We start from the raw sequence: 22,575 nt of genomic DNA on the forward strand, positions 1-22,575 counted from the left end.
CACCGGTCCATTGCCGGTGCCCGGCCCGCCGAGGGCGGCACCGCCCTCCGCCCGCCCAGGACGAACCGACGCCAATCGACTTTCCTCCACGACAAGGGCGGCAAGACCGGTCGGATTCGAACCGACGTCCTCCAGCTTGATGCGTGGGCGCGACGACCTCTGCGCTACAGCCTTGCCGCGGAGATCATAGCGGCTCCCGGTCTGGTGTTCGGTCACGGATGGTCTCGCTTCAGCCGGGCGGTGCCGACGAGGCCCGCCCGGCCCAGGAGTCCGGCGATCCGGTCCGGTGGCAGCCGACAGGAGGTGGGGGACACGGGGTGGCCGCCGTAGGCGTGGGCCGGGTGGATGCGCTCGCCGTTTCCGGCGTGGCCGGCCACCATGAGCGGTCCGCCGGACGCCAGGGTTCGGTGGAACCCGGCGGCCAGGCGCGCCGTGTCCTTGCCGGGGCCGCAGCCCAGGTCCGCCGGCGGCCCGAGGCCCGCGGCCCGCACCGGCTCGGCGAACGCCGTCAGCAACGCCCGTGACAGGGGGTCGAGTTCCGGCGGGGACGTGACATGTGCGGCGTGGGCGGCGGCGAGGTGGGCGGACTCGGTCGTGCGGTGAATCCAGACGGCGTCACTGACAACGGCGTCACGGACAACGGCTTCGCCTGCGGCAGCGTTGGGGGACCCGGCCCGCTCAGGGCAGGGCTCGGGCGATGAGCAGGGCGACGTCGTCCTCGCCGCCGGGGGGCCTGAGCATCTCCAGGATGCGGTCGCAGGTGTGCTCGGGATCGTGGCCTCGGGTCGTGGTGAGGGCGTCGAGGAGCGTGTGCAGGCGGGCGTCGATCGGTTCGCTCCGGGTCTCGACCAGGCCGTCGGTGTAGAGAACCAGTTGGTCGCCGGGCCGGAAGGCGACGGTGGCCGCCTCGAAGGGGACCCCGCCGACGCCCAGCGGCGCCCCGGTGGGCAGGTCGAGGAGGTGCGCGGCGTGCCCCGCCCGCATCAGCACCGGGGGCAGATGGCCGGCGAGGCAGATCCGGCACTCGCCCCGGTGCGGGTCGTACACGCAGTAGATGCAGGTGGTGATGGACTGCTCGATGCCCTGGGTGAGGTGGTCGAGGTGACGCAGGGCCTCGTCCGGGGCGAGGTCGAGTTCCGCGAACGCCCGCGCGGCGGTGCGCAGTTGTCCCATGGTGGCGGCGGCGTTGATGCCGCTGCCCATGACGTCGCCGACCACCAGGGCGGTCTTGTCCCCGCGGAGCGGGATGGCGTCGAACCAGTCGCCGCCGACCTCGCTGGTGGCGCCCGCGGGCTGGTAGCGGCAGCCGACGCCGAGCCCCGGCAGGCGCGCGGGCGGCTCCGGGAGCAGGCTCCGCTGGAGGGTGAGGGCGGCGTGGCGCTGGGTCTGGTAGCCGCGGGCGTTGTCGATGCACACGGCGGCGCGGGCGGCCAGTTCGGCGGCGAGGAACGCGTCGTCGTCCCCGAAGGGCGCGGGGTTCGAGGTGCGTCTGAGGTCGAGCGCGCCGAGCACCTCGCCGCGGGCCACGAGCGGCACCGCCAGGTAGGAGTGCACACCCGCCGCCGAGAGAAGGGCGGCGGACTCGGCGTGCCCCGCGGCGGCGCCCGGCTCCCGGCGGGCGGTGTGGGGCACGAGCACCGGCCGGCGGGTGCCGACGCAGTGGGCGATCAGGCGGTCGTCGCCCGGGCCGTCGGGTCCTCCGGGCGGCCCGGCCGCGGGGGCCGCTCCGGCGCGCCGGGCCACCCGGACGGCGAGGGCCCGGAACACCGGAGGGCCGGCGAGCCGCACGCCGCGGCCGTGCGGGGCGCTGTCGAGGACGACGACGGCGGCCTCGTCGGCCAGGACCGGCACGACGACGTCGGCCAGTTCGCGTGCCGTGGTCTCCAGGTCGAGGGTGGTCCCGACCCGGGCCGAGGCGGCGGCGATCAGGTCGAGCCGCTGCCGGGCCCGCGCGGCCTCGGTCGCGGCCAGGTAGCGCTCCGTGACGTCGATGACGGAGTAGGCCATGCCCAGGACCCGCCCGCTGGAGTCGTCCAGCCGGTAGTACGAGACGGACCAGGCGTGCTCGTGGTCCGGGTCGGCGGGCGGACGGCAGACGATGTCCCGGTCCACGACCGACTCGCCCGTCTCCAGGACGCGGCGCAGCCGTGCCTCGGGGTCCGTGTCCAGGAAGGTCAGCACCTCGCCCGCGGACCGGCCGATGCGGTCGGCCGCCGACTGCCCGGTGATGCGTTCCAGGGCAGGGTTCATGGCCACGTAGCGCAGTTCGGGGTCGAGGATGGCCAGTCCGACCGGGGACTGGGACACCAGGCGCATGGCCAGCGCGGCGTCCCGTTCGACCCGTTCCACCGTGGCCTGGTCGGCGGCGAGCCCGAGGACGTAGGTGTCGCCCAGGTCGTCCAGCAGCCGCATGTTGCGGAACTCCACCAGCCGCGTGCTGCCGTCCTTGCGCCGCACCGGGAAGGCCCCGGCCCAGTCGGCGCCGGACTCCAGCACCTCGGCGAACAGCCGGACGACCTCGTGCTGGTGCTCCTCGTGGACGGTCAGCCGGGCCGCGTACTGCCCCAGCGCCTCCTGCGCGGTGTAGCCGAACAGCTCCTCGGCCTGGGGGCTCCAGAAGACGACGCGGCCCTCCGCGTCCAGCACCACGGCGGCGACGCTCAGCAGGTCCAGCAGGCCGCTGGGCGGCGCGGCCCCCGCCGCCGCCCGGCCGGTGCCGGCGGCCGCCGTACTGGTGCCCGTGCCTGTATCCGTACCCGTGTCCGTACCCGTCCGGGCGGAGTCCGTCGTGCCCATGCCTCGTCCTCCTCCCGGCCGTCCCCGGCCGTCCCTCCATGGTGGTCCCACGGTGGCGGCGGCGCACGCCTCGGACGCGTGCCGCGCCGGTTCCCTGAGCCGGTCGCACCGGGGCCGGCGCGGGGCACCGGTGCGGGTGATCGGGTGTGCGGTTGTCGTCCGTCGTGCGGCACGGGATGCTGAGGGGGCACGAAGGGAAGCGGTGTCATGGATCGTTTTCCGAATGCGGCCAACGTCGATTTCCACAGTCCCCTGGACCTCTCCAAGGCGGCCGCCGCGGTACTGGACGCGGACGGCCGGATCTCCGGGTGGAGTCCCTCCGCCCAGCGCCTGCTCGGGCACTCCCCCGACGACGTGCTCGGCCGGCCTGCCGAACACCTGGTGGAGGCGTCCTCCCGGCAGCGGCTGTCCGGACTCTGCAGGGCGCGCGGGCCCCGCGGCACCGTCCTCGACCTGTGCCGCCTGGACGGGCGCACCCTGCGCGCGGCCGTGACGTTCAGCCCGCTGGCGCACCGGGGCGCCGCGGCGACGGTGGTGGTCGCCGCCGAACTGGAGGCGCAGCGCTGCTGGGAGGCGCAGCTCGCGATGCTCCAGGGGCTGGCGACCGAGTCCTCGGTCGGCCTGACCATCTTCGACACCGAGGCGCGCGTGGTGTGGGGGAACGTCTCCACCGATCTGGAACTCGGCGGGATCGCCCAGTACGTCGGCCGCCCGGCCGGAGACCTCTTCCCCGAGGGGGAGTTCATCTCCCGCCACCACCCGCCGGACGAGGACCAGATCATCGAGCACGTGATGGCGACGGGCGAGCCGATCACCGGCATGCACTACCGCGGGCGCGCCCCCGCCGACCCGGTGCGCGAGCACGTCTGGTCCTGCTCGTACCACCGGCTGATGGACGCCAGGGGTGAGCCACTGGGCCTCTTCGAGGAGTCCCTGGACGTCACGGAGCGCTACCGGGCCCAGGAACGGCTGTCGTTGCTGGTCCGGGCGGGCAAGCGGATCGGTGCCTCGCTGGACGTGCGGCGCACGGCGGCGGAGCTGGCCGACGTTGCGGTGCCGCAGCTGGCCGACGAGGTGATGGTGGACCTGCCGCCGGCGGTCATCGAGGGGCGGCAGCCGCCGACGGGCTCCGCGCCGGGCAACAGCCTGCTGCGGATGCACGGCCGCACCCCGGAGGAGTTCCGGACCAGCCCGGTCTCCTATCCGCCGGCGTCACCGCAGGCCCAGAGCCTGGCCTCCAGCCGCCCGGTCCTCGACGCCCCGGCCCCCGGGACACCGGACGGGGCGGGGCCGGACACGTCGGGCCACTGCCTGTTCGTCCCGCTGCTCGCCCGGGACGCGATCCTGGGCCTCGCCACGTTCCGGCGCAGCAGCAATCCCGACCCCTTCGGCGCCGAGGAGCAGACGCTCGCCGTGGAACTGGCCGAGCGGGCGGCCGTGGGCATCGACAACGCCCGCCGCTACACCAGCCAGCACGCGGCGGCCCTGGTGCTCCAGCGCAGCCTGCTGCCGCAGCACCTGCCCGAGCTGAGCGCGCTGGACGTGGCGTACCGCTATCTGCCCGCCGACAGCCGGGTGGGGGTGGGGGGCGACTGGTTCGACGTGATCCCGCTGTCCGGGGCCAGGGTGGGCCTGACCGTCGGTGACGTGGTCGGCCACGGCGTCCACGCGGCCGCCACCATGGGCCGGCTGCGCGCCACCGTGCGGACGCTGGCGCTGCTGGACCTGGACCCGGCCGAGCTGCTCACCCGCCTCGACGACCTGGTCGCGCAGGACTCGGAGACCGAGCCGCACGACGGGCTGAGCGACGAGGCGCTCGGGGTGACCTGCCTCTACGCGATCTACGACCCGGTCAGCGGCCGGTGCGTGTGGGCGAGCGCGGGCCATCCGCCGCCCATCGTGGCCGACGCCAACGGCGCGGTGGCGCTGTCGGCGCTCGCGCCGGGGCCGCCGCTGGGGCTGGGCGGCCTGCCGTACGAGAACGTCGAGCTGAGTCTGTCCAGCGGCAGTCTGGTGGCGCTGTTCACCGACGGTGTGGTGGAGGACCGGCGCACCGACATCGACAGCGGGATCGACCGGCTGGCCCAGGTGCTGTCCTGGCAGCGGTGCCCGGTGGAGGAGCTGTGCGACCGGGCGCTGTCGGCGCTGCCGCCGGGGCCGCAGGCGGACGACGCCACGTTGCTGCTGGTACGCACCCGGCGGCTGGGCTCCGGCCGGGTGGCGGACCTGGAGCTGCCGCCGGACCCGGCCATGGTGGCGCGGGCGCGGACACTCACCGAGCGGCAACTGGAGAGCTGGGGGATGTCCGAGCTGGCGTTCACCGCCGAGCTCGTGGTGAGCGAACTGGTCACCAACGGCATCCGGTACGCCACCGGGCCCGTCACGCTGCGGCTGATCAGAGACCGCTGTCTGCTGTGCGAGGTCTCGGACAACGCGCACACCGCACCCCACCTGCGGCGCGCGCGCCGGGACGACGAGGGGGGCCGCGGCCTGTTCCTCGTGGCCCAGGTGTCCCAGCGCTGGGGCACCCGGTACACCGCGTCGGGGAAGACGATCTGGGCCGAGCTGGCCGTCCCCTGAGGGCAGGGCGGTCAGGGCAGGGTCCACCACCGGACGGTGACGAAGTAGAAGACGACGGCCCAGACGACGATCGCGGCGACGACGACGGCGAGGCCGCGGAGGTTCTCCCTGACCGGTTCGTCCGGTGGTGGCCGCAGCCAGCGCCCGAGCAGCGGGTTCACGTAGAACGGCATGGTCAGGAAGCTCATGAGGAAGCTCGACAGCAGGTTGCCCACGAGCAGCCCGATCCAGAGCTTCAGGTGCAGCGGGGACAGCGCCAGCGTCAGCAGGACGACCGTCGGGTACAGGCCGACCCAGACGGCGAGCGACGTCCTGGTCTCGGAGGGCGGCGGCGGGGCCTGCGTGCCGTTGCCCTCGAAGGCGAACCAGCTCCCGAACGAGTTGTCGATCGTGTGGAGCCGGAAGTCGCTGAACCGGGCGCCTTCGGCCAGGATCCGGTGCCGCTGCGGCGAGGTCAGCCAGGCGTCGAGGTGCTCGGCGCTGTCGTAGCGGTAGAGCGTGGTCCACTCCTCCTGGAGCCCCTCGATGGGGCGGAAGAGCTCGGTGCCGCGGAACCCCTCGAACTTGCCCTCCTCCTCGACCATGCGGTGCTGCCAGTCCAGGAAGTCGTCGACCTGGTCGGGGTGGACGCGGTGCGTGACCACCACGGTGACCAGCGGGTCCAGCATCTGGGTCCCGCTGCTGACCACCTGCTGGGTGGCGGGTCCGGCGAAGTACTTGGAGCCGACGTCGAGGTACGTCTGCCGGGTCGCGCTGTTGATCCACGCCTGGAGGTGGGCGACCGAGTCGAACCGGTACACGACGACCCAGTCGGTCTGCAGCGGGGTCGGCGGGGAGACCTCGGCGCCGAGGAAGCCGGGGTAGTAGGCGGCCGCGGCGTTGAGGTCCCGCTGCCACGACTCGAAGTCCCGCTCCGCCCCGGGCAGGACCGCCTGGCCGATGATCGCCGTTGCCGCGGCGGCGATGTTCTTCTGGGTCTTCTCGGCGTTCATGGTGCTCGACCCGCCGGCATCGACTGCTCCGCGGGGAGTCTGCCGTACACGCGTTCAGGAGTCAGCGGCAGCGCGCGGAAGCGGACGCCCGTGGCGTCGTGCACCGCGTTCGCCAGGGCGGGCGCCACCGGGTTGATGCAGCACTCCGCCATCCCCTTGGCCCGCATGGGTCCCACCGAGTCCGCCGAGCCGACCAGCAGGACGTCGGTCCGGGGGATGTCGGCGTAGGTGGGGATGCGGTAGTTCCTCAGGTTGGGGTTGACCATGGCGCCGTGGTCGTCGACGTGGTGGTTCTCGGTCAGCGCGAAGCCGATCCCCTGGGCGACACCGCCCTCGATCTGTCCCCTGACCTGTGCGGGGTTGATGATCACCCCGGCGTCCGCGGCCTGCACGCTGTACAGGACGCGGATCTCGCCCGTCACGCGGTGCACGGCGACGCGGAAGCCCTGGGTGTTGGAGGTGACGCTCCGGGGCGAGCCGTACGCCTTGCGTGCGGCGGTGAAGCGGATCCCGCGCCCGCGGGCCAGCGCGACGAGTTCGGCGAGCGGCACCCGCCGGTCCCCGCAGAGGACGCCGTCGTCGTCCATCGCGCACATCACGACGTGGACGCCCGTGTGCGCCGCGGCGAACTCCAGGATGCGGTCGCGCACGGCGCCGGCCGCCCGCAGCACCGCGTTGCCCGCGACGAAGAGGCCCGCGCTCGCGAAGGCCCCGGTGTCGAACCCGGTGCGGTCGGTGTCGGACTGCACCAGCCGGATCCGCGAGGGCACCGTGCCGAGCTGGGCGGCCGCCATCTGCACATGGGCGGTGGAGGTGCCCTCCCCGAACTCGACCGTTCCGACGGCCAGTTCGTAGATCAGGTCGTCGCCCAGCGTGACCCATGCCTCGGAGAGGTGCTCGGTCGGCGGCGCGGTCTCGTGCAGCGAGCTCGCCACACCGGTGCCGACGAACCACTCGGGTCCGGGAGCCGCCTGGCCTGCGGTACGGGCCAGCGCGTCCCCCACCAGGTCGATGCACTCGGCGAGCCCGTCCTCGGTGAAGACCACGTCGTCGGGACCGTCGTGCAGGGCGACCAGGGGGTCACCGGGCCGGACGATGTTGCGCCGGCGCAGTTCCAGCGGGTCGAGGTGGAGGGCGCGGGCCAGTTCGTCCATCGCCGACTCCACGGCGAACGCCGGCTGCGTCATGCCGTAGCCGCGCAGCGCCCCGCTGGGCACGGTGTTGGTGTAGACGGAGTACGCGTCGTACTTCTTGTTGGGGCAGCGGTAGATCATGACGGCGGCTCCGCCCGCGTACAGCGTCTCGCCGCCGTGATTGCCGTAGGCGCCCGTGTTCGACACGTTGCGCACCTGGAACGCGGTGAGCGTGCCGTCGGCCTTCGCACCGAGCCTGACCGTCAGGCTCATCGGGTGCCTCGGGGAGGCCGTGGTGAACTCCTCCTCGCGGGTGAACTCGAGGCAGGTGGGCCGCCCGGTGTCCAGGGTGGCGAGGGCGACGAGATCCTCCGTGATCACCTCCTGCTTGCCGCCGAATCCGCCGCCGACGCGCTTGCAGAACACCCGCAGCCGGTCGGGGCGCAGCGCGAACAGGTACTCCAGTTTGACCTTGGCGATCGAGGGCGACTGCGAGCTGGTGCGGACGTTCAGCCGGCCGTCCTCCATCCAGGCGATCGAGCCGTGGGTCTCCAGGTGCGCGTGCTGCACCCGCGGGGAGAAGTAGGTGCCCTCGTGGATCACGTCGGCGGCGGCGAACCCCGCGTCGACGTCCCCGATGTGCGTGTGCAGCTCGACGAGGACGTTGTGGACGGGGTCGCGGACGAACGGGTCGTCGGAGCCGTGCAGTTGGGGTGCGCCGTCGGCCATCGCCGCCTCGGGTTCGAACACCGCGGGCAGCACCTCGTACTCCACCGCGAGCCGCCGGCAGCCCTCCTCGGCCGCCCCGACGGTGTCGGCAAGGACCGCGGCGACGCGCTGGCCGGTGAAGCGGACCGTGTCGTCGAGGACGTAGGTGTCGTCCGGGTCGACCAGGTGGTCGGTGTGGATGGCCGTGGTGAAGCGCCGGCGGGGCACGTCCCGCCACGTGTAGACCCGGTGCACGCCGGGCACCGCGAGGGCGGCGCTCTCGTCGACCGAGCGGATCCGGGCGTGCGCGTGGGGCGAGTGGAGCACCTTGAGGTGCAGCATGCCGTCGATGTGCGTGTCCATGGTGAACTCGGCGTGCCCGGTGACCACGTCGCGGGCCGCCGGGGCGCCGACACTCGTGCCGACGGCCCGGCCCGGCGCCGCCGTCTCCACCGCGCCGACGCCCTTCACGGCGTCCTCGATCGCCCGGTAGCCGGTGCAGCGGCAGAGGTTGCCCTTCAGGGCCCGTGGCAGGTCGGCCTTCTGGTCGTCGGTGAAGGTCGCCGACGTCATGATCATCCCGGCGGTGCAGAAGCCGCACTGGAACCCGGGTGCGTCCTCGAACTGCCGCTGCACGGGGTGCGGGGCGCCGGGCCGTCCCAGGCCCTCGATCGTGGTCACCTCGCGGCCGTCCGCGCGGAACGCGGGGGTGATGCAGCTGTGCACCGGCGCGCCGTCGAGCCACACCGTGCAGGCGCCGCAGTCGCCGGCGTCGCAGCCCTTCTTCACGCCGAAGTGGCCGAGTTCGCGCAGGAAGGTGCGCAGGCACTGGCCGGGGGCCGGATCCCGGTCGAACTCCCTGCCGTTGACGAGGTAGCTCATGCCAGGTCCCCAGCCGTGAGTTCACGGCAGATCTCCTCGGCGAAGTGCCGTGTGAGGTGCCGGCGGTGGTCGGGGGTCCCGTTGGGATCGGCGAACCAGACGTCGGCCGGCACGGCGTCGAGGCGCTGCCGCAGGGTGCGGGCGTCGGGCAGGGAGTCGAAGGCGATGCGCAGCGGCCGGGTGGTCCCGGCGGTGATCGTCAGCAACAGGTCGTTGCCGCCCGGCCGTTGGGTGCCGACGAGGAACACCGTCGACCGGCCGAGCCGGGTCAGGGTGAACCGGCGGTGCGCGGTGCGCTTGCGCAGCGCGTGCTCCGGGACGGTGACCCGCCGCAGGATCTCCCCGGGGGCGAGCACGTTGCGGTGATCGCCGGTGACGAAGTCGAGGGCGTCGACGAAGCGCACGGAGCCGTCGGGCGCCCAGAGTTCGTAGCGTGCCTCCAGCGCGACCGTCAGCGTGATCATCGGCCCGGCGGGCAGGGACATGCAGATGTTGCCGCCGACGGTCGCCGCGTTCCAGACCTTGAACGAGGACAGGAACGCCTCGCAGCTCTCCCGGATGAGGATCCCGGCGGTCCAGCGCAGCGGCCATCGGAAGGCGTGGAGATCGTGAATGGTGCAGGTGGCGCCGATCTCCAGGCCGTCGCCGGTCGGGACGAGCGGTTCCCAGGGCAGCGCCGTCAGGTCGATCAGCCGTCGCAGGTCCGGTTGCTCCGTGGAGTAGAGCCACGTCCCCCCGGCGAGCCAGGCGTCGCCCTCGTGCCAGTCCGCGCCCGGCCGGTCGGACGGCCGCCGGACTACCTGGGTGATGGTGTTGAGGTCCATGAGAACCGGCCTGGAGGACGGAATCAGACGCTCTGGTCACTTCCGTCGTATTTTATCCCAGCCGATGGGCGGGGGCCCGGGGAAGCGCGACCGCCTCGGGCGGAGACGGACCGCCGAAAGCAGCCGGGACACCACCGACAGTCACCCCCTGCTGGTGGACCCGGGCGGCGACGGCGGGCTCCTCGTCGCCGCCCGGGTAGCTCTCCCGGTCCCCGCGGGGACCGGGGCGTGGTGGGGGGCCGCCCGGTGGGTCAGGAGACGCTGACCGCGCTCCAGGCGGCGGCCGTGGCGGCGTACTCGGGGCTCGAGGCGCCGTACAGGTCCTTCGCCGCGTTCAGGGTCGCGGTGCGGGCGCCCTTGTAGTCGGTGGTGGAGGTCATGTAGACGGTCAGCGCCCGGTACCAGATGGCGGAGGCCTTCTGGTTGCCGATGCCCGTGACGGTGGAGCCGTTGCAGGTGGGGCTGTTGTAGGCGACGCCGTTGACGGTCTTGGCGCCGCTGCCCTCGCTCGCGAGGTAGAACCAGTGGTTGGCGACGCCGGAGGAGTAGTGCACGTCGAGCCGGCCGACCGACTTCGACCAGCAGTCGGCGGAGCGGCCGTCCAGGGACGGCTTGTCGAAGCGGCGCAGCCACGGCGGGGTGGACTGGTCGCTGAAGAGGTAGTCGGGCCGGTCCACCGGATTGTCGGCGTACCACTCGACCATGGTGCCGAGGATGTCGCTGGTGGCCTCGTTCAGGCCGCCGGACTCACCGCTGTAGCGCAGGTTGGCGGTGGCCGAGGTGACGCCGTGGGTCATCTCGTGGCCCATGGTGTCCAGGTCGACCTGCTCGGGGTCGGTGACGCCGTCGCCGTCGCCGGTCATCATGCAGAAGCAGGAGTCGGACCACTGGGCGTTGTCCCAGTGGGTGCCGACGTGGACGAAGACGGTGGCGCCGCGGCCGTCGTTCTTGATGCCGTTGCGGCCGAAGGTCTTCTTGTAGTAGTCGTACGTCTCCGCGGTGTTGACGTGCGCGTCGACGGCGGCGGTGGCCCGGTCCGCGGAGAACTTCTTCCCGTCGCCCCAGATGTCGTCGGCGTCCGTGAAGAGGGTGCCGGAGGAACTCTTCACGGACGAGGACGAGAGGTTGTGCGCGTCCTTGGTGACGTGGCCGCGCACCGGGTCGATCAGGGCGAAGGAGCCGTCGGCCTGCTGGGTGGTGTCGATGGCGACGTCACCGGTGTACTCGGAGTGGCCGGTGCCGGTCGCCTCGCGCTCGGCGTCGTAGTTCTCGATCGCCTTGCCGGTGGTGGCGTCGGTGACGAAGACCTCGCCGTGCGGCTGGCCCTTGTCCCCCACGCCCTGCACGGTGGTGCGCCAGGCCAGGCGCGGGGTGCCGTCGGCGGCCCACACGATCAGCTCCGGGGTGGACCTGGCGTCGCGCACCAGCCCGTGCGCGCGCTTCAGCGCGCCGGCCGCGGTGTCCTCGGCGCCGACGGCGGGGGTGACGGAGGCGAGCTTCACCGCATGGGCCCTGGCGCGGGTGGATCCTCTGAGCGAGCCGTCGGCCTTCTGGTGGACGACGAAGTCGCCGCCGACGACGGGGAGTCCGTGGTAGGTCCGCTCGAAGCGGACGTGCTGGGTGCCGTCCGCGTCGATGACGACGTCCTTGACGTGCAGTCGCTGACCGGCGCCGAAGCCGAAGGTGCCGGCGTGCCGGGCCACGTTCGCCCTGGCGTGGGATATCGCCGTGTCGCGGACCGGGGCGTGGCGCACCGTGCCGGTCTGCGAGTGCGCCGGAAGGGCCGTCGCTCCCGTGGTGATGACGCCGGCGGCGACCATCGCGGAAAGGGCAAGAAAGGGACGGGACATGAGGGGGAGATTCCTTCGCTCGTCGTGGGGTGACGACGTCCTGGGACGTTGACGCGAAGTGTTCACCCGGTGACATGTTCCTGACGTGACTCCAGCTGGGATATAACCCCGGGGTTATAGGGGGCCCAGGCGTGTGCCGCGGGCGGTCACCGGTCCTCGCCGCGGGCGAACTCCTCGCCCCCGGCCTGCCACCAGGCCAGGTACGGCGGCCGCTGCCGCACCAGCGCCAGATAGGCGGCCAGCAACCGCTCGCCGGCCGCGTCGGCGAGTTCCGCGGAGACCGTCCGGGTGTTCCGGGCCAGCAGCAGCCTCCGGTGCAACGGGACACCGGTGAGGGGCCGTTGCACGGTTCCCGGGGCGGAGACGTCGGCGGTCGGCCACACCCCGCAGACCGCGCGCCGGCCGGCGACCAGCACCTGGGCCACGGACAGGTCCGGCGTCACATGGGCGATGCTCGGCGTGAACCCCGCCGCCCCGCAGGTGAGCCGCAGGTACGCGTGCACACCGCTCTCGTCGGCCTCCGGCATGACCCACTCCTCGTCCGCGAGTTCACGGAGGTCCACCGCGTCCTGACGCGCCAGCGGATGGTCCTCGGCGAGCAGGACGAAGACCGGCTCACGCAGCAGCGTGCGCGTCGCCACCGACTCGCCCACCGCGAGCGGGAATCCGGGGAACTCGCCGTACACCGCGATGTCGCACTTCGACAGGCTCAGCGACTTCACCAGGGCGTGTACGGAGCGGCGGGCGTCTATGGTGAGCCGGCGCTCCGGGACGAGTTCGAAGAGGGCGGAGACCAGCAGGGACACCAGCGGGCCCGCGGTTCCGCCCGCCCGCAGCGGCGCGGCGGCCTGCCGGTCCGCCTCGGCCGCCGCCCGCGCGTACTCCCGCAGCCGGTCGAAGCCGCCGACCAGGTCACGGGCGCAGCGCAGGACGTACTCGCCGTTCTCGTTCGGCGTCACCCCGTCCGCGCCGCGTACGAACAGCGGCCCGCCCAGTTCGTGTTCGATGCGTTTCAGCTGGGCGCTGGTGGCCGGCTGGGACAGCTGCAGCCGTGCGGCCGCCTTCCGGATGCTGCCGGCCTCGGCGACGGTGAGCAGGACACGGAGATGCCGGAACTCCAGGTGCATGACACTCCCCCGCTCCACGCGGAGGGTCCCCGTCGCACCCCCCGTGACCAGCAGAACCCGCTGCCCGAGGGCATGGTGACCAAGAATCCGACGGACCCGCGGGGGCGGCAAGCACGGGACGGTAAAACCTCCGTGCGCACCCGGGACCGCGCGACCGGCCCGCGTGACCGGCCCGCGCGGTCGTGCGGTTCCCCCGTGGTCCGGACGCTTTGCCCGCCCGCGTCTCCCGGCGCACCCTGGAAGGAGCCGGACACCCCCTCGACGCTCCCCCGGAGTCCCCATGTACGGCGCTCCCCACCTCGTCAGCGACGTGATGACCCGGACGGTCGCCACCGTCGGCCGCCGGGCACCCTTCACCGAGATCGTGCACCTGATGCGGGACTGGGAGATCAGCGCCCTGCCCGTGATCGAGGACGAGGGCCAGGTGGTCGGTGTGGTCTCCGAGGCGGACCTGCTGCCGCCCGCGGAGGAGCTCCCGGACGAGCCCGGCGCGGGTCGTCTCGTGCCGCGCGGGCCCGTCGCCGCGGCGAGGGCGGGTGCGCCGCTCGCGGGAGACCTCATGTCCGCCCCCGCCGTCACCGTCCGGGCCGACGCCACCCTCGCCGAGGCCGCGCGCCTCATGGCACGCGAGGGGATCAAGCGGCTGCCCGTGGTGGACGACGCCGATCTGCTGGCCGGTGTGCTCAGCCGGGCCGACCTGCTCAAGGTCTTCCTGCGCGACGACGAGGACATCGCCGAGGAGGTGCGGCGCGAGATCGCCCCGTTCCTCTTCCCGCCGCCGTCGTCGGCCGTGCGGGTGGAGGTGCGCGACGGTGTCGTGACGCTCACCGGCCGGGTCCGCGACACCGCCCTCGTCCCGGTGGCCGCGCGCCTGGTCAGGGCGGTCGAAGGGGTGGTGGACGTCGAGTTCGACCTCGCGCACGAAGGCGTGACGCCCTGACCGGCGGACCGACGGGCGGGCGGACCGGCCCACCGGCCATCGGCCCCCCGGCCTCGTTGTCGGAGGGCGGGGGCCGCCTGGAAACCACCCGGGAACCGCCGGTGCCCGGCGGGCCGTGCATGACGGTCACGGAATCGGCGGCGGCGTCCCGCGGCGCCGCCCCAGGAAGGAGACGAGGGCGATGCCCGCACCCGCACCCGCACCCGCACCCGCACCCGTGAGAAGGAACGACCCGGCCGGACCGGCCACCCGCACCGCGGCGAGGGGAGGCGACCGTGTCCGGGCCCGGTGACCGCGGCCCGATCGTGGTGGGCCTCGATCCCGACCCGGCCCACCGGACCGCGCTGGCCTGGGCCGCCGACGAGGCGGACCGCCGGCACCTGCCGTTGCGCGCCGTCCACGTCGAGGGCGTGCCGACCAGGGGCTGCCGGGGCCGGGAGGTCCCGCCGTCGTGGGAGGAGTGGAACGAGTCGCTGCACAAGACCGGGCGCCGGGTGCTGGAGGAGGCCACGGAGTTCGTCGCGCTCCGGCAGCCGGGGCTCGAGGTCGAGTCCCTGCTCGCGGAGGGCGATCCGGCCTGGGTGCTGCGCGAGCAGAGCCGCGACGCCACCGCCGTCGTGCTGGGGACGCGGCGGCCCGGCCGCAGGCAGGAGGTGTTCGGCTCGGCGTCGGTCGCCCTGCCGGTCATGGCCCACACCGAGTGTCCCCTGGTGGTCGTGCCCGAGCCGGAACACCCGGTCCAAGAGCCGGCGCACTTCGTCGTCGGCGTCGACGGCGGCGAACGTTCCGGGGCCGCGGTCGACGTGGCGTTCGAGGAGGCGGCGCTGCACGACGCCGCCTTGTGGGCGCTGCTCGTGTGGGAGCCCGGGCCGCTGCGCGTCTTCGACGAGCACGAGCCGCAGGAGGAGCACCGGCGGCTGCTCTCCGAGACCGTGGCCGGCCGCCACGCCCGCTACCCGGAGGTGGAACTGCGCCAGGAGGTCCGGGTGGGGCACCCCGTGCAGGTGCTTGCGGAGGCGTCGGCGCAGGCGCTGGGGCTCGTGGTCGGCACCCGCGGCCGCGGCGGCTTCACCGGGATGCTGCTGGGCTCGGTCAGCCAGGGTGTGCTGCACCACGCGGACTGCCCCGTCATCGCGGTCCCGACCCGCGGGTGAACACGGCCGGCGTGACGCCGTCGGCGTGGCCGCGGCCGGCGTCCGGCCAGGCGCGGCGAACCTCGGCGCTGGGCCGCAGCAGACCCCCGGACCGGTGGCCGGCCCGTACGGCCGTACGGGCCGTACGGGCCGTACGGGCCGGCCACCGGTGGTGCGGAGATCCGCCGCCTCCGGGGGCCCTGAGGGGCCTACGGGGCCATCTCGTAGGCGCCGGACAGCGCCTCGACCCGCCGCCAGACGCGCTCCGTGCGCTCCTCGTCGACGACCGGCCGCCGGACCGCGCCGAGCGCCCACGCCTGCTGCCGCTCGGTCGCCGAGTCCTTGCCGTGGAGTTCGACGGCGTACGCGGAGAAGTCGCGTACGAGGACCGCGAAGAGCTCGTCGAGCACGTCCTCGTCGAGTCCGGTCAGCGCGGCCTGCTCCAGGACGAGCTGCCCGTGCACCACGAGGGCGAAGAGCTGGCCGACCGCGAGGAGCAGGTCGAGGTCGCGGCTCTGCTCCGCGTCGGGGGCGGCCGTGGCGACGAACGCGCAGAGCTCGTCGGCCTGTTCGCGGAAGCGGGTCACGTTGGGCAGGTGCGCGTAGGCGTCGTAGGCGGGCCGCCAGTCGTGGAAGCGCACCGAGCCGAGGCCGCGGGCGGGCCCCTGCCGGAACAGGAAGTCGTCGTCGGCCGCGTCCAGCCGGGTCGGCACGGCGGGGTGGTCGGCCGGGTCGAGGAGGTGGCTGCGCAGGAACTTCAGGATCAGCGCCAGGTTGACGTGGACCGTGCCCTCCAGCTTCGGCAGGCCGCGGATCTCCACGGCCGCCTGGCCGAAGTAGTTGTCCCGCTCGAAGCCCTTGGCGGCGATGACGTCCCACATCAGGTCGATGACCTTCTCGCCCTCCGTGGTCACCTTCATCTTCGTCATCGGGTTGAAGAGGAGGTAACGGCGGTCGTCCGGGCCGGCGGAGCGGAAGTAGTCCACGGCACGGTCGCTGAAGTGCTTCATGCCGACGAGCCTGACGTAGGCGTCGGTCAACTCCCGGCGCACGTGCGGGAACGCGGTGACGGGACGGCCGTAGAGGACGCGGTTGTGGGCGTGCGTGACGGCCTCGTACATCGCGTGCTCGCAGATGCCGATCGACGCGGTGCACAGGTTGAACTTGCCGACGTTGACGGTGTTGAGGGCGGCGTCGAAGGCGGCGCGCCCGGTGTGCAGGACGTCCTCGGCGGCGACGGGGTAGTCCTCCAGCCGGAACTCGCTGACGAACTTGGAGGAGTCGACGACGTTCTTGACCAGGTGGTAGGCCGGATGACGGCTGTCGGCGGCGAAGAAGACGTAACCGTCGGGGCCCTCGACGTCGGTACGGCGGCCGAAGACGGAGACGAGCCCCGCGGCGTTGCCGTTGCCGATGTAGTACTTGGAGCCGGTGGCCCGGAAGCCGCCGTCGCCGTCGGGCTCGAGCAGCATGTCGGTGGAGTAGATGTCGGCGCCGTGGGCCTTCTCGGACAGACCGAACGCGAACACCTCACCCTGGTCGAGGAGTTCGGCGGCGCGGGCGCGGGCGGCGGCGTTGTCGCTCTGCCAGACCGGTCCGAGGCCGAGGATCGTCACCTGCCAGGCGTACCAGTAGTCCAGGCCGTAGAAGCCGAGGATCTCGTTGAGCGCGGCGATGCGGGCCGTGTCCCAGCGCTTGTCCGGCTCCCCCTCGCCCGCGGCGGACGACGGCGTCAGGAAGGTGGCGAACAGGTTCTCCTTCGCCGCGAAGGAGAGGAAGTCGGCGAGCCAGGCGCGGTTGCGGTAGTCCTCGAGCAGCCGCCCCTTGCCGCGCTCCTCGAACCAGTCGACGGTGGCACGCAGCAGCCGGCGCGTCTCGTGGTCGAAGTGCGCGGGGTCGTACGTACGCGGGTTGAACAGCAGCTGGTCAGCCATGCTGAGTCGCCTTTCGGCTGGTGGCGGGTGGGAGTCGGGAGGACCGGCGGAGGTGCGGCGGTCAGCGGTCCGGACCGAACCCGGCCAGCGTGGCGAGCACGTCGTCCAGCCAGTCGATCATCATCCGCTCGTACGCGATGCCGCCGCGCAGCACGACGTGCTGGAGCTCGCGCTCCGCGTCGGGGGGTGCCGGGTCCGGCGCCGAGGAGTCCGGTGCCGCGAAGTCCCGTGCCTCTCCGGCGAGATAGCGGGCCAGCCGGTCACGGTGCGCCTGCCGGTGCCGCTCCACCTCGCGGATCAGTGCGACCGGGTCGTCGAAGGCGGCGCCCCGGATCTTCACGGCCAGGTCGTGACGGACGCTCTCGGGCTCGATCGGGTCGTGCAGCCAGGAGGACAGCGCCGCCCGGCCGAGGTCGGCGACGCTGTACTCCTTCTTGTCCGGCCGGCCCTGTTGCGGGACGGTACGGGCGTCGACCCAGCCGTCGTCCTCCATGCGCTTGAGCACGCGGTAGATCTGCTGGTGCGTCGCGGTCCAGAAGTAGCCGATGGACCGCTCGAAGCGCCGGGCCAGCTCATAGCCGGAGCCCGGCTTCTCCAGGAGCGACACCAAGATCGCGTGTTCGAGCGCCACGGCACGGATCCTGCTATGCAACTCGTTGCACAGCAAGTCCCCGCCGCCCCGATGCGACGCGGCTCACCCTCCGCCCGCCCTCCGGCCCCGCCTCTCCCGGAACCTCTCAGACCGCGACCGGGGCGCCCGGGCCGGGGACGTTGCGGAAGCGGAAGGGTTCGGGCTCGCGGCCGGGCTGGATGAACCAGCACTCCCCCGTGCCGTCCCCGGTGAGGATCCGCAGCACGGTGTCGGCCACGGTCTCGGCCGGGATGACCGGCATGCCCTGCTCGGAGAGCATGCCGCGCAGCGGGTCGATGATCCGCGATTCCGCGAACCCAGGGCAGACCGCGTTGAAGCGCACGTTCTCCGGCGCGAGAGCCGGTCCCAGGGAGCGGGCGAGCCCCACGACCGCGTGCTTGTTGGCCGCGTACAGGGGATCGAGCGGTACGGCCGCCAGGCCCGCCAGGGACGCGGTCGCCACGATCGATCCGCCGCCGCGGGCCCGCAGCGCGGGCAGCACGGCGTGGGTGCCGAAGACCACGCCGTCCAGGTTGGCCCCCATCGCCCGGCGGTAGCGCGCGGGGTCGAAGTCCTCCCCGACGCCGCAGCCGGTCGCCACGCCGGCGTTGAGCAGCGCGATGTCGACACCGCCGTACGTCTCCTGGGTGAACTCCACCAAGGCGCGGTTGGCGTCGAGGTCGGAGACGTCGCAGGCGCGGAACCGGCCGCCGACCAGGTCGGCCACTTCCCGGCCGCCCCGCGCGTCGAGATCCGCGACGACCACGTGCGCGCCCGCCCTCGCCAGTCCCAGCGCCGTGGCCCGGCCGAGCCCGCTGGCGGCGCCGGTGACGATCGCCACCTTCCCCCGGAGCACGCCGTCGCCGTGCGGTTCCCGCCGCGGGGCGGCGGCCCCGCCCTCGGCGGCGGTCACACCAGCTCCAGCACGAGCTTGCCGACGTTCTCGCCGCGGAAGAGCATCTGGAAGGTCTCCGGGAAGTCGTCCACGGTGCCCCGCACCACGTGCTCCTTGACCTTGACGCGGCCCTCACCGATCCAGCCGGAGATCTCCCGCGCCGCCTCCGCGTAGCGCTTGGCGTAGTCGAAGACGACGAAGCCCTCCATCCGGGCGCGGCGCACCAGCAGGGAGAGGTAGTTCGAGGGGCCCTGGACCGGTGTCGCGTTGTTGTACTGGCTGATCGCGCCGCAGACCACGACGCGCGCGTGCATCGCGAGGCGGGTCAGCGCGGCGTCGAGGATGTCCCCTCCGACGTTGTCGAAGTAGACGTCGATACCGTCGGGGGCGTGCTCGCGCAGCGCCTTCCTGACGTCGTCGGCCCGGTAGTCGATCGCCGCGTCGAATCCGAGTTCGCCGGTGAGCATGGCGCACTTCTCCGGTCCTCCGGCGATGCCGACGACCCGGCATCCCTTGGCCTTCGCGATCTGCCCCGCGATGGTGCCGACCGCGCCGGCGGCCCCGGACACCACGACGGTCTCGCCGTCCTTCAGCGCCCCGACCTCCAGCAGGCCGAAGTAGGCGGTCATGCCGGGCATGCCCAGCGCTCCGAGGTACGTCGAGGGCGGCGCGAGGGAGGTGTCGACCTTCATCGCGCCCCGGCCGTCGGAGACCACGTACTCCTGGACGCCGAACGTGCCGACCACGTGGTCGCCCGGCTGGAAGTCGGGGTGACCGGAGGCGGTGACCTCGACGACCGAACCGGCGCGCATCACCTCTCCGAGACCCACCGGCGGCAGGTAGGAGGGGCGGTCGTCCAGCCAGCCGCGCATGGCCGGGTCCAGGGAGATGGCGCGGGTCCGGCCCACGAACCGGCCGGGGCCCGGCTCCTCGAGGGGCACTCCGCGGTGCTCCCAGTCCTCGGGCTTCACCTCGCCCACGGGGCGGGCTGCCAGACGGATCTGCCGGTTGGTCGCGGTCATCGCGCCTCCTGTCGTCAGCGGTTTCCCGGTGACCATACCGACCAGTAGGTACGACTGCGGGCGTGATGTTCCCCACATGCCGTCCCCTCGCTCCAGGGGCTACGGTCCCGGAGCCGGGAACGCCGATCGTCGGACGAACACCGCCCGGCAGCGACTGTCGAACCCTCACCTCTTCGACCTCGAAACGTGACACTCGGCGGCCTTACCAGGCATTCCAACCAGTCGGTATCGTGCGCCGTCGCGCTCAGCTGCACCGCCGACCTCCCACGCACCCTCGCCGCACCGGAAGGCCTTGCGATGACACATCCCGACGACGGCCCGTACCCGTACCCGCCTCCGGCACAGCCGGGATGGTCACGGCCGCCCGCCGACTCCCCCGCCCACGCTCCCTGGCGCGCGGCACCCGAGCGGCAGACGCCGTACGGGCACGGCGTCGCGCAGGGTCACCCGTACGGCTACGACGCCCCGTGGCCCGACCCGTACGGGCAGCCGACCCGGCACCGATCGCCCGAGCCCGAGCCCGACCCGTACGGCGGAGAGCTCGACGCCCTGCGCTCGGCCTACCGCGTGCTGCGCCGTGTCTCCACGCTCACCGCGCTCGGCTCCTTCGTGGTCTACGTCCTGCTGTCCTGCTGCGCGCCGGGCCTCATGGGGGCCGAGATCGCCGGTGACCTCAGCCTGGGCATGGCCGTGGGAGTCCTCCAGCTCGTCGTCGCCTTCGCGGCGGTCCTCTGGTACGGCCGCAGCGCGCGGCGCTCCGTGGACCCGCTGGCCCGGGCCGTGCGCGAGCGTTCGGTCACGCGGCCGGGACGGGAAGCCGGGGTGGCGAGATGAACGACTTCGGCACAGGGACGCAGACCGTCGTCCTGGTCCTGTTCACCACGCTGGTGACCCTCACCCTGCTGATGTGCGTGATGGCGGGCCCTGACCGCGACGACCTGACGAACTTCTACACCGGCTACCTCTCGCTCACGCCCCTCAAGAACGGCCTGGCGATCGCGGGCGACTACATCTCGGCGGCCACGGTGCTGAGCACCACCGGCATCATCGCGCTCGCCGGGTACGACGGCTACGTGCTCGCGGTCAGCACCGCCCTCTCCCTGGTGCTGCTGATGTTCCTGCTGGCCGAGCCGTTGCGCAACGCCGGCAGTTTCACCATGGGCGACGTGCTGGCGCGCACCCTGCCGGGGCGTGCGACCCGTATCGCCTCCTGCGCGGTGACGCTCTGTGCGACCCTGCCCTTCCTGGTCGTCCAGCTCTCCGGAGCCGGGTCGCTGCTCACCTTCATCCTGGGCATCCCGCACGTGGCCGGCGCCCGGACGATCTGCATCGTCCTCGTCGGCAGCCTGATGATCATCTATGCGGCACTCGGCGGCATCAAGGGCACCGCGCTCATCCAGATGATCAAGATCGTCCTCCTGCTCGGCACCAGCGCCGCCGTCGCCGTCCTCGTCCTGAACCGCTTCCACTGGAACCCGGACGCGGTGCTGCGGGCCGCCCGGCGCGGCAGCGGAGCGGGTCCCGCCTTCTTTCAGCAGGGCCTTCAGCTGGGCACATCGGCCGTGGACCGGCTGGACTTCGCCGGTCTCCAGATCACCGTGATCCTCGGCGCCGCCTGCCTGCCCCACATCACGATGCGCCTGTACTCCGCGCGGGACGTGCCGGCCGTACGTCGTTCCATGTCCTGGGCGGTCGGCACGGTCACCACGTTCTGCCTGCTCGTGATCGTCATGGGCACGGGCGCGGCGGCGCTGGTGGGCTCGCGGTACATCACCGCGGCCGACCCGCACGGAAGGACGTCCGTCCTCATGCTGTCCCGGGCGCTCGGCGACGGGGCCGGCACCGTGGGCACCACGGTCCTCTACGCGGCCATGGCGGGCACGGTGTTCATCACGCTGCTGTCCTCGGTGGCCGGGATGACGCTGGCCGCGGCCTCGTCGCTCGCCCACGACCTGTTCGCCCACACCGTGCGGCGGGGCCGGGCCGAACCGCGTACCGAGATGACGGTGGCGGCCTGGACGAGCGCGGCCGTGGGTGTCGCCGCCATCGCGCTCTCCGTCCTGGTCCAGGACTGGGACGTCGCCGTACTGACCACGCTGGCGATCTGCATAGGGGCGTCGGCCGTGGCCCCCGCGCTGACGTACTCCCTGTTCTGGCGGGGCTTCACGCGCACGGGCCTGCTCGCGAGCCTGTACGGCGGCACGGCCTGCGCGCTGGTGCTGATGGCCTTCTCCAAGGCCGTCTCGGGCACCCCGGCCGCGGTCTTCCCGCACGCGGACTTCCACTGGTTCCCCATGCAGTCCCCGGGACTGGTCTCCGTCCCGGTCGGCTACCTGGCGGGCTGGCTGGGCAGCCGTCTGGAGCAGCGGCACCGCGCCGCCGACGGCCTGGAGAGCCGGCGCCGGTACGAGGAGGGCGAGGCCCGGCTGCTCGCCGGAGCCGAATGACCCCACCGGCCCGGGCTGCCCGCGCGGGCGGCCCGGTGCCGCCCCCTCGGTCCACCGCCGAGGCCGCCCGCGACCCGCTGCCGGGCCGGGAGCCGGACGCTCAGCGCCACCGGGAGCCGGGCGCCGCCGCGGTCACACGTGGTGCGCGTCTCGTTCCTGCCCTGCTCGAAACGCTCCAGGCGGCCCGCGCCGGCGTTGGTCAGGGCGATCGTCCGGGCCTGGTCGGGACCGCCCTCGCGGCTGACGACGTGCGTGATCCTGTACTCGAAGGTCCCCGCACCCGTGCGGCCACGGCTCCCGCTCCTTTCCCCCGCCTCTCGCTCCGTCACCGCGGAAGGGTGTCGCCGCTCGGTGAGCCACTGCTGGTGGGGGAGGCGCTGACGCCGGCGGACGCGGAGGCGGAGGGACTGGCGGAGGGCCGCGGGGAAGGGACTGCCGTCCGCGGGGGCGGGCCGGGACGGCGGGTGCTGGTGGCGCGTGGGGTCGGCTTCGCCTTCGCCGAGGGAGGCGCACTGGTGGGGGAGGGCGAGCGGGGGGCCGGCGACGTACCGCGAGTCGCCGGCGGCGGCCGCCGGGTCCCGTCGCCGTCACGGTCCTGGACGCCCTTGCGAGCCGGGTGCGTGCTCGCTCGCTCCGGTGACGCCTGCGCGTCGGGAAGGCGGACCTCGGGCCCCTCCAGGG

At 73.2% G+C, this 22,575-nt stretch carries 16 protein-coding genes and 1 pseudogene; 5 read left to right on the plus strand and 12 right to left on the minus strand.

Annotated elements, in window-relative coordinates; translation table 11 throughout:
- Window positions 1-101 precede the first annotated feature (101 nt).
- The 3 genes and pseudogenes from B446_RS05150 to B446_RS05160 form a co-directional block, all read right to left on the minus strand.
- A pseudogene (locus B446_RS05150) lies at window positions 102-174 on the minus strand.
- A 38-nt stretch (window positions 175-212) separates the two neighbouring features.
- Complete coding sequence (locus tag B446_RS05155) at window positions 213-515, minus strand: hypothetical protein (protein WP_020938358.1); 303 nt, start codon at window positions 513-515, stop codon at window positions 213-215.
- 163 nt (window positions 516-678) lie between these two features.
- Window positions 679-2,796 (minus strand): SpoIIE family protein phosphatase, encoded by a 2,118-nt coding sequence (locus B446_RS05160; RefSeq protein WP_020938359.1) that lies wholly within the window; start codon window positions 2,794-2,796, stop codon window positions 679-681.
- A gap of 207 nt (window positions 2,797-3,003) precedes the next feature.
- Here B446_RS05160 and B446_RS05165 point away from each other — a divergent pair, with 207 nt between their 5' ends.
- The gene (locus B446_RS05165) at window positions 3,004-5,376 is read left to right on the plus strand and encodes a SpoIIE family protein phosphatase (RefSeq protein WP_020938360.1); all 2,373 of its coding nucleotides are present in this window, start codon (window positions 3,004-3,006) and stop codon (window positions 5,374-5,376) included.
- Between the two features lie 11 nt (window positions 5,377-5,387).
- Here the strand turns inward: B446_RS05165 and B446_RS05170 are convergent, their stop codons facing one another.
- From B446_RS05170 to B446_RS05190, 5 genes are all read right to left on the minus strand, one after another.
- Window positions 5,388-6,368 (minus strand): antibiotic biosynthesis monooxygenase, encoded by a 981-nt coding sequence (locus B446_RS05170; protein WP_020938361.1) that lies wholly within the window; start codon window positions 6,366-6,368, stop codon window positions 5,388-5,390.
- The gene (locus tag B446_RS05175; RefSeq protein ID WP_020938362.1) at window positions 6,365-9,091 is read right to left on the minus strand and encodes a molybdopterin-dependent oxidoreductase; all 2,727 of its coding nucleotides are present in this window, start codon (window positions 9,089-9,091) and stop codon (window positions 6,365-6,367) included. Before B446_RS05175 ends, B446_RS05170 begins: the two co-directional genes overlap by 4 nt.
- Window positions 9,088-9,915, minus strand: a complete 828-nt coding sequence (locus tag B446_RS05180) for an FAD binding domain-containing protein (protein WP_020938363.1) — start codon at window positions 9,913-9,915, stop codon at window positions 9,088-9,090. The genes B446_RS05175 and B446_RS05180 overlap by 4 nt, the downstream gene beginning before the upstream one ends.
- A gap of 251 nt (window positions 9,916-10,166) precedes the next feature.
- A complete protein-coding gene (locus B446_RS40715) occupies window positions 10,167-11,765 on the minus strand; it encodes a M4 family metallopeptidase (protein ID WP_020938364.1) in 1,599 nt (532 codons plus the stop codon).
- A 146-nt stretch (window positions 11,766-11,911) separates the two neighbouring features.
- Window positions 11,912-12,892, minus strand: coding sequence for a LysR family transcriptional regulator (locus tag B446_RS05190; protein ID WP_020938365.1), 981 nt, complete (start codon window positions 12,890-12,892; stop codon window positions 11,912-11,914).
- A gap of 280 nt (window positions 12,893-13,172) precedes the next feature.
- Here B446_RS05190 and B446_RS05195 point away from each other — a divergent pair, with 280 nt between their 5' ends.
- Both B446_RS05195 and B446_RS36845 read left to right on the plus strand, forming a co-directional pair.
- Window positions 13,173-13,832, plus strand: coding sequence for a CBS domain-containing protein (locus tag B446_RS05195; protein WP_020938366.1), 660 nt, complete (start codon window positions 13,173-13,175; stop codon window positions 13,830-13,832).
- A 275-nt stretch (window positions 13,833-14,107) separates the two neighbouring features.
- Complete coding sequence (locus tag B446_RS36845; protein WP_020938367.1) at window positions 14,108-14,986, plus strand: universal stress protein; 879 nt, start codon at window positions 14,108-14,110, stop codon at window positions 14,984-14,986.
- A 188-nt stretch (window positions 14,987-15,174) separates the two neighbouring features.
- Here the strand turns inward: B446_RS36845 and B446_RS05205 are convergent, their stop codons facing one another.
- The 4 genes from B446_RS05205 to B446_RS05220 all read right to left on the minus strand — a co-directional run bounded on the left by B446_RS05205 (window position 15,175) and on the right by B446_RS05220 (window position 19,447).
- Window positions 15,175-16,899 carry an acyl-CoA dehydrogenase family protein gene (locus B446_RS05205; RefSeq protein WP_020938368.1) on the minus strand — a complete coding sequence of 575 codons (1,725 nt, stop codon included), beginning with the start codon at window positions 16,897-16,899 and terminating at the stop codon, window positions 15,175-15,177.
- Window positions 16,900-16,960: 61 nt separating this feature from the next.
- Window positions 16,961-17,530 carry a PadR family transcriptional regulator gene (locus tag B446_RS05210; RefSeq protein ID WP_020938369.1) on the minus strand — a complete coding sequence of 190 codons (570 nt, stop codon included), beginning with the start codon at window positions 17,528-17,530 and terminating at the stop codon, window positions 16,961-16,963.
- 106 nt (window positions 17,531-17,636) lie between these two features.
- The gene (locus tag B446_RS05215; RefSeq protein WP_020938370.1) at window positions 17,637-18,443 is read right to left on the minus strand and encodes an SDR family NAD(P)-dependent oxidoreductase; all 807 of its coding nucleotides are present in this window, start codon (window positions 18,441-18,443) and stop codon (window positions 17,637-17,639) included.
- Window positions 18,440-19,447 carry an NADP-dependent oxidoreductase gene (locus B446_RS05220; RefSeq protein WP_020938371.1) on the minus strand — a complete coding sequence of 336 codons (1,008 nt, stop codon included), beginning with the start codon at window positions 19,445-19,447 and terminating at the stop codon, window positions 18,440-18,442. Before B446_RS05220 ends, B446_RS05215 begins: the two co-directional genes overlap by 4 nt.
- Before the next feature lie 297 nt (window positions 19,448-19,744).
- Between B446_RS05220 and B446_RS05225 the strand changes: the two genes are divergently transcribed.
- Together B446_RS05225 and B446_RS05230 are read left to right on the plus strand one after the other, a co-directional pair.
- Window positions 19,745-20,281 (plus strand): DUF485 domain-containing protein, encoded by a 537-nt coding sequence (locus tag B446_RS05225; protein ID WP_020938372.1) that lies wholly within the window; start codon window positions 19,745-19,747, stop codon window positions 20,279-20,281.
- Complete coding sequence (locus B446_RS05230) at window positions 20,278-21,894, plus strand: cation acetate symporter (protein ID WP_020938373.1); 1,617 nt, start codon at window positions 20,278-20,280, stop codon at window positions 21,892-21,894. The genes B446_RS05225 and B446_RS05230 overlap by 4 nt, the downstream gene beginning before the upstream one ends.
- The last annotated feature ends 681 nt before the right edge of the window (window positions 21,895-22,575 follow it).

Origin of the sequence: Streptomyces collinus Tu 365 (assembly GCF_000444875.1) — a bacterium.
GTDB classification, from domain to species: Bacteria; Actinomycetota; Actinomycetes; order Streptomycetales; family Streptomycetaceae; genus Streptomyces; species Streptomyces collinus_A.

Excerpts from the sequence above, each read along its gene's own strand:
- B446_RS05175 (WP_020938362.1), bottom strand. The coding sequence starts at position 9,091 with ATGAGCTACCTCGTCAACGGCAGGGAGTTCGACCGGGATCCGGCCCCC.
- B446_RS05230 (WP_020938373.1), top strand. The coding sequence starts at position 20,278 with ATGAACGACTTCGGCACAGGGACGCAGACCGTCGTCCTGGTCCTGTTC.
- B446_RS05205 (WP_020938368.1), bottom strand. The coding sequence starts at position 16,899 with ATGGCTGACCAGCTGCTGTTCAACCCGCGTACGTACGACCCCGCGCAC.
- B446_RS05170 (WP_020938361.1), bottom strand. The coding sequence starts at position 6,368 with ATGAACGCCGAGAAGACCCAGAAGAACATCGCCGCCGCGGCAACGGCG.
- B446_RS05190 (WP_020938365.1), bottom strand. The coding sequence starts at position 12,892 with ATGCACCTGGAGTTCCGGCATCTCCGTGTCCTGCTCACCGTCGCCGAG.
- B446_RS05160 (WP_020938359.1), bottom strand. The coding sequence starts at position 2,796 with ATGGGCACGACGGACTCCGCCCGGACGGGTACGGACACGGGTACGGAT.
- B446_RS05195 (WP_020938366.1), top strand. The coding sequence starts at position 13,173 with ATGTACGGCGCTCCCCACCTCGTCAGCGACGTGATGACCCGGACGGTC.
- B446_RS05220 (WP_020938371.1), bottom strand. The coding sequence starts at position 19,447 with ATGACCGCGACCAACCGGCAGATCCGTCTGGCAGCCCGCCCCGTGGGC.
- B446_RS40715 (WP_020938364.1), bottom strand. The coding sequence starts at position 11,765 with ATGTCCCGTCCCTTTCTTGCCCTTTCCGCGATGGTCGCCGCCGGCGTC.
- B446_RS05180 (WP_020938363.1), bottom strand. The coding sequence starts at position 9,915 with ATGGACCTCAACACCATCACCCAGGTAGTCCGGCGGCCGTCCGACCGG.
- B446_RS05225 (WP_020938372.1), top strand. The coding sequence starts at position 19,745 with ATGACACATCCCGACGACGGCCCGTACCCGTACCCGCCTCCGGCACAG.
- B446_RS05165 (WP_020938360.1), top strand. The coding sequence starts at position 3,004 with ATGGATCGTTTTCCGAATGCGGCCAACGTCGATTTCCACAGTCCCCTG.